The 13,784-nt window shown below is 69.7% G+C and carries 12 protein-coding genes and 1 tRNA gene; 8 read left to right on the forward strand and 5 right to left on the reverse strand.

Annotated features, from left to right (window positions below; genetic code table 11):
* Window positions 1–35: 35 nt before the first annotated feature.
* Together FB468_RS13750 and FB468_RS13755 are read right to left on the reverse strand one after the other, a co-directional pair.
* Window positions 36–1,613 carry an MFS transporter gene (locus FB468_RS13750; protein ID WP_141887846.1) on the reverse strand — a complete coding sequence of 526 codons (1,578 nt, stop codon included), beginning with the start codon at window positions 1,611–1,613 and terminating at the stop codon, window positions 36–38.
* A complete protein-coding gene (locus FB468_RS13755) occupies window positions 1,610–2,221 on the reverse strand; it encodes a TetR/AcrR family transcriptional regulator (RefSeq protein ID WP_141887847.1) in 612 nt (203 codons plus the stop codon). The genes FB468_RS13750 and FB468_RS13755 overlap by 4 nt, the downstream gene beginning before the upstream one ends.
* Before the next feature lie 145 nt (window positions 2,222–2,366).
* Here FB468_RS13755 and rraA point away from each other — a divergent pair, with 145 nt between their 5' ends.
* Window positions 2,367–2,837, forward strand: a complete 471-nt coding sequence (gene rraA / locus FB468_RS13760; protein ID WP_141888372.1) for a ribonuclease E activity regulator RraA — start codon at window positions 2,367–2,369, stop codon at window positions 2,835–2,837.
* A complete protein-coding gene (locus tag FB468_RS13765) occupies window positions 2,834–3,613 on the forward strand; it encodes a lysoplasmalogenase family protein (RefSeq protein ID WP_246055898.1) in 780 nt (259 codons plus the stop codon). Before rraA ends, FB468_RS13765 begins: the two co-directional genes overlap by 4 nt.
* On the opposite strand, the gene FB468_RS13770 is transcribed toward FB468_RS13765, so the two are convergent.
* Together FB468_RS13770 and FB468_RS13775 are read right to left on the reverse strand one after the other, a co-directional pair.
* A complete protein-coding gene (locus tag FB468_RS13770) occupies window positions 3,590–4,486 on the reverse strand; it encodes an NUDIX domain-containing protein (protein WP_141887848.1) in 897 nt (298 codons plus the stop codon). The two genes, FB468_RS13765 and FB468_RS13770, sit on opposite strands and share 24 nt — an antisense overlap.
* A gap of 47 nt (window positions 4,487–4,533) precedes the next feature.
* A complete protein-coding gene (locus FB468_RS13775; RefSeq protein WP_170219736.1) occupies window positions 4,534–6,591 on the reverse strand; it encodes a hypothetical protein in 2,058 nt (685 codons plus the stop codon).
* Between the two features lie 280 nt (window positions 6,592–6,871).
* Here FB468_RS13775 and FB468_RS13780 point away from each other — a divergent pair, with 280 nt between their 5' ends.
* Entirely contained in the window at window positions 6,872–7,984 is a 1,113-nt protein-coding gene (locus FB468_RS13780) for an acyltransferase family protein (protein WP_170219737.1), read from the forward strand.
* 45 nt (window positions 7,985–8,029) lie between these two features.
* A complete protein-coding gene (arfB, locus tag FB468_RS13785; RefSeq protein WP_141887851.1) occupies window positions 8,030–8,452 on the forward strand; it encodes an alternative ribosome rescue aminoacyl-tRNA hydrolase ArfB in 423 nt (140 codons plus the stop codon).
* A 187-nt stretch (window positions 8,453–8,639) separates the two neighbouring features.
* Here the strand turns inward: arfB and FB468_RS13790 are convergent, their stop codons facing one another.
* Complete coding sequence (locus tag FB468_RS13790) at window positions 8,640–9,011, reverse strand: DUF2200 domain-containing protein (protein WP_141887852.1); 372 nt, start codon at window positions 9,009–9,011, stop codon at window positions 8,640–8,642.
* A gap of 151 nt (window positions 9,012–9,162) precedes the next feature.
* Here FB468_RS13790 and FB468_RS13795 point away from each other — a divergent pair, with 151 nt between their 5' ends.
* The 4 genes from FB468_RS13795 to FB468_RS13810 all read left to right on the forward strand — a co-directional run bounded on the left by FB468_RS13795 (window position 9,163) and on the right by FB468_RS13810 (window position 13,605).
* A complete protein-coding gene (locus tag FB468_RS13795) occupies window positions 9,163–10,704 on the forward strand; it encodes a class I adenylate-forming enzyme family protein (protein ID WP_141887853.1) in 1,542 nt (513 codons plus the stop codon).
* Entirely contained in the window at window positions 10,701–11,978 is a 1,278-nt protein-coding gene (locus FB468_RS13800; protein ID WP_141887854.1) for a beta-ketoacyl-[acyl-carrier-protein] synthase family protein, read from the forward strand. The genes FB468_RS13795 and FB468_RS13800 overlap by 4 nt, the downstream gene beginning before the upstream one ends.
* Window positions 11,979–12,018: 40 nt before the next feature.
* Entirely contained in the window at window positions 12,019–13,221 is a 1,203-nt protein-coding gene (locus FB468_RS13805; RefSeq protein WP_141887855.1) for an acyl-CoA dehydrogenase family protein, read from the forward strand.
* A gap of 310 nt (window positions 13,222–13,531) precedes the next feature.
* A tRNA-Pro gene (locus tag FB468_RS13810) sits at window positions 13,532–13,605 on the forward strand.
* The last annotated feature ends 179 nt before the right edge of the window (window positions 13,606–13,784 follow it).

Here is a 13,784-nt window from a genome sequence, read left to right on the forward strand (position 1 = left end):
CGCCCGGCGCAGCGCCGAGCACCCGGGGTTCGTCGCTAGTGCGAGGCCTCGGAGACGTCGGTGCCCTTCGGCGTGATGAAGAACACCGACGCGGCGATGGCGAGCATGGTGAGGCCGCCGACGATCCCGGTCGTCTGCATGGACGACGTGAACGCGTCGCTCGCGGTCGCGAGCAGGTCGGGCAGCTTCAGCTCCTCTGCGATCGCCGCGGCGGCGCCGAGCGAGTCGTTCGCCTGCTTTGCAGCCTCGGCGCCGAGCCCGTCCACGAGCGGATTGCCCGTGAGGCCAGAGCGGTACAGGATGGCGGCGATCGAGCCGAGGATAGCGACGCCGAGCACCGCGCCGAGCTCGTACGAGGTCTCCTCGATCGCGCCGGCGCTGCCCGCCTTATCCTCGGGGGTGCCGTGCATGATCATCGCCGAACCGATCGCGAGCGAGCCCGTGCCGAACCCGACGAGGGTGAGCGCGATGAGTACCGTCGTGTAGGTGAGCGTTCCGGGTTGAAGCCCGATGGCGAGCATGCCGATGCCGGCGAGCGCGATGCCGCCCGCGAGTACCGCGCGCGAGCCGATGAGGCGCGCGATTGGGGGAGCGGCGAGGGAGGCGATTGCGCCGGCGATCGCGACGGGGATGAGTCGCACGCCCGCCTCGATCGGGGTCGCGCCGTCGATGATCTGCATCCACTGTGCGAGCAGCAGCAGAGCCGCGCCCATCGCGAACGACGAGCCGAGAGCCGCGATGATGCCGGCTGAGAACGGGCGGTTCTTGAACAGCGCGAGCTCGAGCAGGGGTGCGTCGCTGCGCAGACAGCGCACGATGAACCAGGCGAGCAGGGCGATGCCAGCCGAGAACGTGACGAGCGCGCTCGGCACGAGGAAGCTCGACTCGGCCGCGAACGTCTTGATCGACCAGATGACGAGCGTCATGCCCGCGAACGAGAGGATCGCCGCGAGGAAATCCCAACGGCCCGGGTTCTTGACCCTCGACTCGGGAAGCACGAGGATGCCCGCGATCACACCCGCAAGCATGAGCGGCACGTTCACGAGGAACGCCGCGTGCCACGAGAAGTGCTCAAGGAGCACGCCGCCGATGAGCGGGCCGACGGCCGCGCCGAGGCCCGATACCGCGGCCCAAATGCTCAGCGCGGTCGCGCGCTCGCGCGGGTCGGTGAACGTGACGCGGATGAGCGAGAGCGTCGTCGGCATGATCATGGCGCCGCCGATGCCGAGGAGGGCCCTGATCGTGATGACGGCCTCCGCACTCGACGCGATGAGCACGAGCAGCGAGGCGAGCCCGAAGAGGGTGTACCCGAGCATGAGCATGCGCTTGCGGCCCCAGCGGTCTGCGAGCGCTGCGAACGACACGAGCAGGCCGGCGAGTACAAGCGAGTAGACGTCGATGATCCACAGCTGCTGCGCCGCGGTCGGGTGCAGCTCGGCAGACATCTTCGGGAGCGCGATGTTCAAGATCGTCATGTCCATCGTGATGACGAGCAGGCTCGCGGTGAGCACCGCGAGCGCCCCCCAACGTCGGGCACGACTGATGGGCGCGGCGGTGGCCTGCGCGGGGTCGGTGTGCGGGGCGTTCAGAGTGGGCTGGTGTTCGTTCGTCATGACTCAGACTTTTCGGATGGGTGGCCAGTCGTGCTGGTGGGTCGAGGTGAAGTGGGGGAACCCGCGAGGGCGGTGAGCGCGAGCGTTAGCGCCTCGCGGGAGAGCGGCTGCTGCCTGAGCCCTGCGTGGATCGTCGCGCCGTCGATGTACACGGCGATCGCCTCTGCGCGATCCCGATCGAAGTGCACCGAGAGCATCTCGATGAGCTTGTCGCTCCACCGCAGCGCGAGCTCGCGGAGGCTCGGGTCAGCGGTCGCGCTCGAGAAGAGCGCGATATCGGCGTTCACGGCACGGGGATCCTGCAGGTAGCTGAGCAGCTCGGTGACCGCGCCCGACGGGTCGGTCTGGAGCGTCGCAAGGTGCGGCTCGAGCGCCGCGAGCGCCTCGTCGTCCTCCTGCGCGAGTTCGCGCAGGGCCTCCTCGCGCAGCTCCTCGATGGAGGAGAAGTACTGGGTCGTCGAGCCGAGCGAGACGCCCGCGTGGCTCGCGACCGCGCGGTGCGTGAGGGCGGCGGCGCCGCGGGTGACGATGATCTCGGTCGCGGCGCGCAGGATGGCGCGGCGGCGCCCTTCGGGGTCGCGTTTGCCCGGAGCGAGTGGCTCACTCATTGTCGCTTCCCCCGTGTGCTGCTCGACGCGATCCTGTACTTCTGTACATGTACATTTGTACAGCACATTTCCGTAGCGAGTCAACTCCCTTGCGCGGTAGCGTGGGGGCGTTGGCGGCAGACACACAGGAATGAGGGCCATCAAGATGGACACCATCAGCACCGCAGATCTCTACGACGAGCGGGGCGCAGAGCTCCAGTCCGTATCGCTCCAGTTCCAGGATTGCGGCGGCGAGACGAGCTTCAGCGGCACCGTGCGCACGGTGAAGTGCTTCCAAGACAACGCCCGCCTGAAGAGCGTGCTGTCGACGCCCGGCGACGGGGCCGTGCTTGTCATCGACGGCGAGGGGTCGCTCGAGACCGCACTCGTCGGCGACATCATCGCGGGCCTCGGCGCAGACAACGGCTGGGCCGGCATCATTGTGAATGGCGCGATCCGTGACCGCGTCGCGATCGGCACGCTGCCACTGGGCGTGAAGGCCCTCGGGTCGAACCCCGCAAAGTCGACGAAGACGGGCAGCGGCGAGACCGACGTGCCCGTCACGTTCGGCGGTGTGACGTTCACGCCGGGCGCGATGGTGTGGTGCGACTCCGACGGCATCCTGGTCGAGCAGTGACCGACGCGCTGCCCGGTGGGCTGAGCCCCGCCGGGCAGCGCACCGACCCGGCCGGTGAGGACCCCGGGGACCCCGGGGGCCTCGGGCGTTCTGGGGCCGCCGGGCATCTGCAGCAGCTCGCGCTGCCGTTCGTGCCGTACGCGGTGATCTCCGTGATCCACGTCGCGTTCCGGTTCGCCGACCACCCGCTCGCCGGGCCCACCAAGCTCATGCTCATGCCGCTCCTCGCGGTCGCGGTGCTCTGGGCCTCCGCCGGGCTTCGGCCGTGGCCGGGCCGCGCGCTCGCGCTGCTCATCGCCGGCGTCGTGTTCTCGTGGCTCGGCGATGGCGCCTCGACGTTCTTCCCGATGTTCGAGAACGAAGTGCCGATGATGCTCGCCTGCTTCGGTATCGCGCACGTCTGCTACGTGCTGCTCATGTGGCGCGGGCGCGGCATAGCGCAGGGGCGGTTCCCGGCCTGGACGCTCGGCTACGTCGCCGCGTACGCTGTGCTCGTCTCGCTGCTCGTGCCGCACACCGGAGCGCTCACGGCGCCCGTGTTCGTCTACGGCGCGCTGCTCGTCGCGACCGCGGCGTTCGCCGCGCGCTGCGGTGGCGTCGTCGCCTGGGGTGGCTTCTGGTTTCTCATGTCTGACGCGATCCTGTCGTTTCGCATCTTCACACCCGACGCGATGCCCGACTGGACGAACGGCGCGGTGATGCTCACCTATACGTTCGGGCAGGGCCTCATCGCGTACGGGATCGTGCGGCGGCTAGCGCTCCGACCGGTCGAGTAGGTCGAGTAGCTGCTTCGACCCGCGGGTCGTCTCGACCCCCACCGCCGATGAGCGCACCCGCAGCTCATTATCGCTCGTGACGACGATGCCGAGTCCGCCCCGGTTCGCGAGCGCGGCCGCCTCCTCGACGATCGCGTCGTCGCCCGAGGTCGTCGCGTCGACGACGCGCACGTTCTCGGTCGTGGAGATGCCGCGCGCGGTGCTCTCGGTGATGAAGACCCAGTCCGGGAAGACGAGCCCGCCGTGCAGGTCGGCGGGCATGTCGAAGAACGCTGCGCGCACACCCTCGCCCGAGACGGCGAGCGCCTCGATGCGGTCGCGGAGGCGCTCCGTCGACCCCTTGCGGTCTTTCCACCAGCCGTCGGGCACCGTGCCGACGACGTTCGCCGCGTCGACGATGATGGTCGGGGTGCGGCGCACGATCGGCTTGAGCAGCTGCCAGGTCGCCGCGAACGCGGGGTGCAGTTCTTTGAGCTCGACCTCGTCGACAGGCACCCACTCGAGCGCGTGACTCTCGGGGTCGGTGATCTCGGGGGTGAACGGCGTCTTCACCTCGGCGACGACGGTCGTGTACGACCAGCCGCCCCGGTCGAGCACGTGCGTGTATCGCGGGGTCACGGCGTTGTCGGGAACGCCGGCCTCCTCCTGCGCCTCGCGGATCGCGCCGTCGATCGTCGCTTCGCCCTGGTTGATCGCGCCGCCGGGGATGCCCCAGGTGTTGCCGTGGTCGCTCCAGGAGACGCGGTGCTGCATGAGGATCGCGTCGAGCGCCCGGTCATAGGCGAGGAGGCCCGCCGCGCCGAACTTACCCCAGTAGCGGTTTCCGTCTGCGGCCGTCACCCATGCGTCACCGGGATCTCGAAGGTCGCTCATGGTTCCAGACTACCGGGCGGGGGCGAAGCCGCCCCCGTTCCCGGCAATCATCCGTGGTTCCTGCGGCTCCCGAGCATCACCGCGGTCACGGTCGCCGCGACGAGGAGCGCAACGCCGAGCAGGATCCACGGGCTCGTGAGCACCCTGCCCGGTGCGAGCGGGGCGACGCTCGTTGACAGCTCGGTCGTGCCGGCCGCGAGCGTCTCCGTGCCGCCCGCGAGCTTCTGCGAACCGGCCGAGGCTGCCTGCGCGCCGTCGTCGAGCTTGCCCGACCCCGCGCGGAGCTTGAGGAGACCCTCGTCGAGCGTCTTAGCGCCAGTGTTGAGCGTGCGGGCCCCATCGCTGAGGGCGAGCGAGCCGTCGACGAGGTCAGTCAGCCCCTCGTCGAGGCGCCCCGCGCCGTCACTGATGCTCACGGAGCCGTCGGCAAGCGTGTCGACGCCGGTGTGGAGGCGCGAGACGCCGTCACCGAGCGCGCCGCTCCCGGCCGCCAGCCTGCCGGCACCGTCTGCCGCGGAAGAGGCGCCGTTTGCGAGTTCGCGTGCACCCGCGTTGAGCTGCTGGGCTCCCTGATGGAGGGTGCTCGTGCCGGCCTTGACCCGCTGGGTCGCCTTGTGCGCGTCTTGGGTGCCGTCAGCGAGTTCGAGGAACTCGTCGAGCAGTTCGTTCATACCCGCGGCGAGGCCGGGGGCGCCCTTCGCGAGTGCCGGGGTGTTGTCGATGAGCCGCTGGGCTCCGCCGCTCAGCAGTTCCATGCTCTCGGGCAGCGGGGCAACGCCCGCGGCGAGCTGATCGAGGCCGCCGCCGAACTGGCCGAGACCGGTCTGCAGGCCGGCGATCCCGCCGCTCAGCCGGTCGACCCCGGCTGCGAGCGGGGTGATGGCCTGTGGCTCGAGGGCCCCGAGCAGGCCGACTGTCGCGCCTGCCTGGGCGGTCAGCGCGTTCCCGCTGTCGCCCGCGATTGAGCCGGCGAAGCCCTGGAGCTGCGCGACGGCCTCGCCCTGGGCGCTCTGCGCGGCGACTGTCGCCGCGCTCGCTGAAGCGGCCGCGCTCTGCAGTTGCGCAAGGGTCTCCGCGCTGAGCGGCTCGTCGGGGTTCAGCCCTGCGACGAGGTCTGCGAGGGCCGCGGTCTCGCCGCTCGCGGTCGCGAGCTGCCCTGACGAGGCTTCCGCCGAGGCGACGGCGCCGGACGCCACGCCACCGAGCTCGCCGACCGCCCCCTGAACGGCCTGCGCGCTGCTCAGCGCCTGACCGGTCACGGCGCGGATCCCGTCGATCCCGGCGGGGAGCTGAGCGACGCCGGCGCTCAGCGCGTCGCCGCCCTGCTTGAGCCCGGCGAAGCCGCCCTGCAGGCCGGTGACCCCGGACGCGAGGCTGTCGACCCCGTCGGAGAGCAGCAGTACCCCGCCCGACAGCGAGACGACGCCGGGGAGGTACTCGCCGAGCCCTCGCTCGAGCGCGGTCGCGCCAGCGTCGAGGGCTTGCACGCGTGGCTTGCGGTTCTGCACCCTGTCGTTGAGCTGCTTGATGCCCTGCACGAGCTGGGTCGCGCCGCTGTCGAGCTGCCCCGTCCCCGCGGCTGCCTGCCCCGTCCCTGCGGCGAGGCTGCCGGCCCCGGCGGCGAGCCGCGATGTGCCGTCGGCGAGCGCACCAGCCCCCTGGCCAACCTCGGCGACGCCCGACTCGAGCCTTGCGGCGCCGTCGTGCAGTTCGGCGGTGCCCGCCGCGGCGCGCTCCGCGCCTGCTGCGAGGGTTTCGCTGCCGGCCTTCGCGCTCTCCGCCCCGGTGTGTAGCCGCGTCGCGCCGAGCGAGAGATTGTCTGCGCCCGAGCGGAGGCGCGTGCCGCCGTCGCTGAGCTGAATCGCGCTGCCCGCGAGGCTTTCGGTGCCCGTCGCGAGGTCGTCGAGCCCAGTGGTGAGGTCGGTCGCGCCGGCCGCGAGCTCGGTCGCTCCCGCGTCGAGCCGTGTCGCGCCCTCGTTGATGCTCGAGCTCGCGGTGAGGGCGAACGCGGCCGTGCCGATCAGCGAGAGGCCGAGGAGGCCCGCGAGGATCGGGATCGCCGGGACCCGGCGGCGCGGTGGGGTCTGCTGAGAATCGGTAGTCATATACATCGGCTCCGTATCTGGCCATCGAAGGTCCACGTTGACCTGCTGAATGGTAGGGCGAGCCTAATCACGCGTTGGGCGCCTGGGTTCGCGGCGGCGCAGATTCGTGATTGTGTGACGGATGCAACAAGAATCGGGCGCTTTGATGCTGGATGTTCTACAAAACCTCGAGGCGGCACGTAGGGGCGTTCTGCGGCGTGGGCGGGCTCGAGATTGCGCCCTCCTGGGATGCGGGCAGGGTGTAGGGGGTCGAATTGCAAAGGTGTGGCATACTAGTGTGGTGAAATATGAGAATGACGCGCCCGGCGCGGATGCGGCGGCGCCTCCGGCTCCCGAGTCTCTCGGAGCTCCGCAGGCCAAACCCGCAGCGGCTCGGCTCGGCGCCATCGACGCGGCGCGCGGCATCGCGATCATCGTGGTGGTCTTCACCCACGTCAATCGCGGCCTCGCCGGCGCCGGCATTCTTGACGGCGACTCTGAGGCCTACCAGTGGATGGATCGGTTCTTCGCCACCTGGTGCATGCTGCTCTTCCCGTTTCTCACCGGGCTCTTCATGCGGCGGTCGAGGGAGCGTCACGGGTTCTGGGGCTTCGTTCGCCTTCGCGTGGTTCAGTGGGGCTACCTTTACCTGCTCTGGTTCTTCCTCCAGTCGGGGGTGAAGCTGGTCGTCGGCGATGCCGCGAACACGACCGTGTCTCCGATCGACCTGCTGCAGGTGTGGAAGGTCGAGGGCCAACTTTGGTTCATGCCGTGGATGATGATCGCCGAGTTCTTCGGGGCCCTCATCATGCCGTGGCTGAGCACCAGGCGAACCGTGATCACCCTCGTGGTGACCGGCGTGCTCTCTGTCTTCACCTGGGGTATCGCGAGCTCATACGTCGGCCTGCACGGCCTCGCGCTCTATGTTTTCTACATGGCGGGCACCGTCACCGACCCCAAGAAGCTCGCAGCGTGGCTCGACCGCTTCGGGAGCGGCTTCTTGTGGAGCGTGGGGCTGGTGAGCGTCGCCATTGGTGGGGCGCTCACGCGACTGCCGCTATCGCCGCCAACGGAGGGGCGCCCGCCAGCGCCGGTCGAGCTGCTGCCGCTCAGTATTTTTACCGCCCTCTTGTGCGCGGCGGGCATGATGCTCGTCTGCACAGCGCTGTCGCGCACGGTGCTCTCCAAGCCCCTGTCGGTTGTGGGCAGCCGCACCCTCGAGATTTATCTCGCGCACATCCTCGCCGGGGCGGGGGCGCGGATCGTGCTCGTCAGACTCGGCGTGGAATCGCCTGCCGTGTTCATGATCGTGGGCACCGTCGCCGGTGTCGTGCTTCCCCTGTTCGCGCGCTGGGCGCTGGAAAAGCTGCACTTCCCGTGGTTCTTCGAGATGCCGCGCCTGCGGCGGAAGTGAGCCGGTGCCGGTTCTTGGCTGGTGCGGGTGTGCGATCCTTGTTCCGTGGATATCCAGGTCTCGCGCAAGCTGACCATCCCGGCCGCTGAGCTCGGATGGCGGTTTTCGCGATCCTCCGGGCCCGGCGGGCAGCACGTGAACACCTCGGATAGCCGCGTCGAGCTCTTCTGGGACGTGGCCTCCTCGAAGGCCCTCACTGACGAGCAGCGCGAGCGCCTCCTCGAAAAGCTGCAGCACAGGCTCGTCGCGGGCGTGATCACCGTCGTGTCGTCAGAGCAGCGCTCGCAGCTGCGTAACCGCGAGACCGCGCGCGAAAGGCTCGGCGAGGTTGTCGCTGCCGCGCTCGCCCCCGACGGGCCGAAGCGCCGCGCGACGAAGCCCACCCGTGGCTCACGCGAGCGCCGCCTGCAGGCGAAGGGTAAGCGCTCAGAGGTGAAGCGCAACCGTCAGCGGCCTGCCTTCGACTAGGGGCGAATGGCCGGGCCCTTGCGTCGGGCGTACGCGCTGGCGGCGTTGCCGTGTGTCGCGTCGTGTCGCCTCGTGCCCCGCCGCGCCGCGCGCAAGCACCCCATTTTCACCAGAACACGCGTAAATCGCCCCGAAATCGGTGTGCCTTCGCGAAAATGATGTGGGCGGGGTGGGGTTGCTGCCCGAGCTACGCCGGGGTCGGCAGGGTGCGGAGGATCTTCTCCATCGCCTTGCCCTTCGCGAGCTCGTCGATGAGCTTGTCGAGGTAGCGGATCTCGAGCATCAGCGGGTCTTCGATCTCGGCGATCTTCACACCGCAGATCGTGCCCGTGATCTGTGAGCGGGCGATGTTCATCTTCGGGGCGTCGCGGAAGAACTCCTCAAGGTTCACGGGGTTGCCCGGCTCGATGAGCTCGTCGAGCTGCGCCTGCGAGTAGCCGGTGAGCCAGCAGATGATCTCGTCGACCTCCGCCTTGGTGCGGCCCTTGCGCTCGGCCTTCTGCGTGTAGTTCGGGTAGAGATCCGAGAACGCGAGCTTGAAGATGCGGTGTCCAGCCATGCGCCAAGGATACGTCGGTTTCGCTGAGTTGTGGCCCTCAGGCGACGGCGCCCTGGTCGGGTGTTCCCTGGTCGCGAACCGGGCGCGCCCGGCGGGCCGCGGGAGCGTATGCTGGACGGAGTCCATCTAAGCCGAGCGCAGGGAGTCCCGGGTGCCGATCACGCAGTCGATACTTGAGGTCGCGAGCCAGCACCCGGAGCGGGTCGCTATCGCCGGGGAAGACGGCCGACTCAGCTACGCCGAACTCGTCGAGGACTCGCGCCGCGTCTTCGCCGTCGTCGATGCCCTGCACCGCGCGCACGACGCCCCGCCCGCACCCGCGCCCGAGACGCGGGGCATCCCGATCACCGCGGTGAGTATCGAGTCGGCGTTCCACACGTCGCGCATCGTCGCGGGCCTCGCCGGGTACCGGGCAGTCTCGGCCACGATCGACCCGCGCTGGCCGCTCGAACACCGCGTGAACGTGGTCCTCGCGACCGGCATTGGGCTCGTGATCAGCGACGCCGATGACCTCGCACCGGCGCTTCGGGAGCGCGGCTGGGGCGGAACGATCATCTCGCTCCCTGAATTTCGTGCGGCGGAGCGGGACGTTCGGGATCCTGGTCGCGGGGCCACCCCGCTCGCGGACGCGCCGACAGTGCGCGACGGCGACGAGCCGTTCCTGCTGCTGTTCTCGTCGGGCACGACGAGCGCGCCGAAGGGGTTTCTCAAGACGCGCGACCAGTACCGGGCGAACGTCGCGGTGTCGAGCGCGTACCTCGAACCGCTGCCCGGGGTGCACACGCTCGCGCCGGGCCCGGTGTCGTACAGCCTCACCCTCTACGCGCTCATCGAGTGCCTCGCAACCGGGGGAGCGGCGCACATGGCCGACGCGTTCGACGCGATCGCGATGGCGAGGCGCGTGCACGAGGAGCGGATCACCCGCGTCGTCGCCGTGCCCGCGCTCGTGCAGTCGCTCAGCGACGCCGCCCGCCGCGACCCGGAGAGGTTCGCCTCGCTCGAACTCGTCGTGACCGGGGGTGCGAACCTGTCGGCGTCGCTGCGCGAGGGCCTCGGTGCGGTGTTGCCGGGCGTACGGCTCATCAGTTACTACGGGGCCGCCGAGATCGGGTTCATCGGCGACAGCCGGGGCGGCGACGGCACGCTCATTGAGGTGTACGAGGGGATCGGGTTCGAGATCCGCTCGGAAGCTGGCGAGCGGGTGCCTGACAGCGAGTTCGGCACTCTCTGGATCGACGCGGCAGCCTGCTCCGACGGCTACCTCGCGGGCACGACCGACGCCGTGTTGCGCGGTGCTGATGGCTGGGCGACCGTACACGACCAGGGGCGCATCGTAGACGGGAGACTGCAGCTCGCCGGGCGGGCCGGCGACATTGTCGTGACGGGCGGGCACAAGGTCGCGCTCCCCGAGGTCGAGAGGGCGTTCGAGGGCATGCCCGGTCTCGGCGCGGTCTGTGCGGTCGCGCTGCCGCACCCGCGGCTTGGGAGCGTCGTCGGGCTCGTCGTCGAGGGTGTAGCCGAGGGCGGTGCAGGGAAGGATGCGCTGCGCGCGTGGGGCCGCGAGCGGCTTGCTCCGCAGTTCGTGCCGCGCCAGTGGTACCGTCTGGACGCGCTGCCGCGCACGGTCGGCGGGAAGATCCGTCGGGCTGAGACCGTTGCACTCATCGAAGCGGGCGAAGGGGAGCGACTATGAATGGGCGACGCGTCGTCATCACGGGGCTCGGCGCTGTGACCCCGAGCGGCATTGGCGTGCCCGAGCTCTGGAACGCGGTTGTCCAGGGGCGGAGCGCGATCACGCTGCTTGAGGGCCCCGAGTTTGACGGCCTCGCCGTGCGGATCGGCGGGCAGGTACGCGGCTTCGACGTCTCGACCGTGCTCGACCGGAGCCTCGCGAAGCGGCTGAGCCCCGTGCAGCACTGGGCGATCGGGGCGGCCGACGAGGCGCTCGCGCAGGCCGGGGTTGACGCAGCTTCGGTTGTTGGTAGCGGTGGTGGGCTCTCCGGCGCGCTGCCGTGGGACGCGGAGCGGATCGCCGTGATCGCGGCGACGGGATCCGGCCCCATCGACGCGATGCAGTCGGCGACGCGGGTGCTCGATGAGCGCGGCCCGCGCGCGGTGCCGCTCACCCTCTCGATCCACGGCGCCCCAGATTCCGCGGCGGCGCTTCTCAGCCAGCGGTACGGGATCCGCGGGCCAGCCCAGGGCGTCTCCGCGACGTGCGCGAGCGGCGCGGTCGGGCTGGGGGATGGGCTCAGGCGGATCCGCCACGGCTATGCCGACGCCGTGCTCGTCGTCGGTATGGAGGACTGCCTGAACGGCGTCAACCTCTCGTCGAACGCGAACATGCGCGCGCTCGCCGCAGGCTACGAAGGGGCGCCCGAGACCGCGTCGCGGCCGTTCGACCGCGCTCGCTCTGGGTTTGTGATGTCGCAGGGGGCTGCGGCGATCCTGATCGAATCGGAGGAGCACGCGCTCGCGCGCGGCGCCGAGGTGCTCGCGGTGCTCGCCGGGTTCGGCTCGGCGAGCGACGCCCACCACCCGACCGCGCCGCACCCTGAGGGCCGCGGCGCCGCGCAGGCCGTGCGCGAGTGCCTCGCCGATGCGGGCGTCGGCCCCGAGGCCGTCGACCACATCAACGCGCACGGAACCGGCACCCCCGCGGGCGACGCCGCCGAGCTCCTCGCCCTTGAGGCGGTGCTCGGCGAGCACGCGCGCCGCACGCCGATCTCGGCGACGAAATCGAGCACCGGGCACCTGCTCGGCGCGGGCGGCGTCGTCGAAGCGATTATCTCGGTGGTGGCTCTGCGCCAACGGCTCTTGCCACCGACCCTGAACCTTGGCGACCCCGAGTTCGACGGCTGGGACTTCGTCGCGGGGGCTGCCCGTTCGGCCGTGGTCTCGCGCGTGCTGTCGACCTCGTTCGGGTTCGGCGGGCACAACGGGGCCGTGCTCATCGAGCGGTCGTAGCGCCTCACTGCTTACCTAAGAACCAACGATCGGAGAGAGAATGAGCGACCGAGAGACGCGGCATCAGGAGCTTGCCGAGCGCTACCTGCCCGAGGAACTGCTCGAGCGGTTTCGCGAGCGCGCGGCGGTGTACGACCGCGAGAACAGCTTCTTCCACGAAGACCTCGACGAGCTGCGCGAGCGCGGCTACCTGACGCTGTTCGTGCCGTCGGAATTCGGCGGGCCCGGCCTCACCCTCAACGAAGTGTCGCGGCTGCAACAGCGGCTCGCGACCGCGGCCCCCGGCACGGCGCTCGCGATCAACATGCACCTCATGTGCACGGGCGTCATCCGGGCGATGTTTGAGCGCGGCGACCGATCGCTCGGCTACGTGTTCGAGGAGGCGATGGCCGGCGAGATCTTCGCGTTCGGCATCAGCGAGCCCGCGAACGACTGGGTGCTGCAGGGGTCGAAGTCTAAGGCGGAGCCGCAGGAAGACGGCGGCTACCTGCTCTCGGGCGTGAAGATCTTCACGTCGCTGTCGCCCGTGTGGACGCGGCTCATCGTGCACGGCCTCGACACCGCGACCGCGGACACCGACGCTGAGACGCTCGTCTACGGGTTCCTCGAGCGCACCGCCGAGGAGGCCGCGGCGTGGGGTGGCAACGGTATTGCGGTGTCTGATCAGTGGGACGTGCTCGGCATGCGCGCCTCGCACAGCCGCGCGACAATCCTCGACGGCGCGCGCATCAGGCCGGAGCGGGTCGCCCGGAAGATCCCGGCAGGCCGCCACCCCGACCTGCTCACGTTCGCGATCACCGCGAACTTCCAGCTGCTCATCGGCTCCGTGTACGCGGGCGTCGCGCGCCGGGCGCTCGACCTCGCCGCAGCAGGGATGAAGAAGCGGCGCTCGGCGAAGGCCGGCACCTCGCACGCAGAGGTGCCCGAGGCGCGCGTGCGTCTCGCCGACGCCCACATGGAGTTCATGGCCGTGCCCGCGCAGCTCGACGCGTACACGCGCGACTTCGACGAGCTTGTCGACTACGACTCCGAATGGCCGCTGCGCCTCGTCTCGGCCCGTCTGAACGCGTCGACGGCCGCGCGCCGCAACGCCGAGACCGCGCTCATCTGCGCGGGCGGCTCGGGCTTCGACAACGGCAGCGAGCTCAGCCGCGTCTACCGTGACGCGACCGCGGGCCTCTTCCACCCGCCGAGCGCTGACGCGGCGCGCCCGATGTACGCGGCGGCGCTGCTCGACGAGTAGGGGTGGGGGCGCGGGGTGGCCGGGCGGTGCCTCTTCCGGGTTAGGCTTCCACTCTGGCCGCTCCTTACGGGCCGTCCTGCCTACCTGCGGAGAGGTGTTTCCGTCAGAGACAGCTGTCGAATCTTCGGTAAACACCCCGCCGCGTTTTTCACCCCGCAAAAGTATGGATAAGATAGAGAGGTTGCTTCGGCAGCGGAGCGGCCTCGGCCGACTCGCTTGAAGAAACAACGGGTTGTGGCGCAGCTTGGTAGCGCACCTGACTGGGGGTTACAGGCATTAGCCTCTCCCGTAGCCCAAAATAACTAAACAACGGGTTGTGGCGCAGCTTGGTAGCGCACCTGACTGGGGGTCAGGGGGTCGCAGGTTCAAATCCTGTCAACCCGACGAAAAAGCCCTGATGAGAAGCTATTTCTTGTCAGGGCTTATCTCGTTTCTGGTGACCTTCGCCGGAGCTCGGGGCGGGTCCCTGAGCAGGTCCGTGAGTCGCCTCGAGATTCGGTCGAGCATCGGTCAGATTCGGGTCTAGTGGGCCAAAAAGTGGAAATCTAGTGGGCCAGAATCCG

Origin of the sequence: Leucobacter komagatae, from assembly GCF_006716085.1 — a bacterium.
GTDB classification, from domain to species: Bacteria; Actinomycetota; Actinomycetes; order Actinomycetales; family Microbacteriaceae; genus Leucobacter; species Leucobacter komagatae.

Coding starts and splice junctions, on each gene's coding strand:
- FB468_RS13750 (WP_141887846.1), bottom strand. CDS start 1,613: ATGACGAACGAACACCAGCCCACTCTGAACGCCCCGCACACCGACCCC.
- FB468_RS13790 (WP_141887852.1), bottom strand. CDS start 9,011: ATGGCTGGACACCGCATCTTCAAGCTCGCGTTCTCGGATCTCTACCCG.
- FB468_RS13805 (WP_141887855.1), top strand. CDS start 12,019: ATGAGCGACCGAGAGACGCGGCATCAGGAGCTTGCCGAGCGCTACCTG.
- FB468_RS13775 (WP_170219736.1), bottom strand. CDS start 6,591: ATGACTACCGATTCTCAGCAGACCCCACCGCGCCGCCGGGTCCCGGCG.
- FB468_RS13770 (WP_141887848.1), bottom strand. CDS start 4,486: ATGAGCGACCTTCGAGATCCCGGTGACGCATGGGTGACGGCCGCAGAC.
- FB468_RS13755 (WP_141887847.1), bottom strand. CDS start 2,221: ATGAGTGAGCCACTCGCTCCGGGCAAACGCGACCCCGAAGGGCGCCGC.
- rraA (WP_141888372.1), top strand. CDS start 2,367: ATGGACACCATCAGCACCGCAGATCTCTACGACGAGCGGGGCGCAGAG.
- FB468_RS13800 (WP_141887854.1), top strand. CDS start 10,701: ATGAATGGGCGACGCGTCGTCATCACGGGGCTCGGCGCTGTGACCCCG.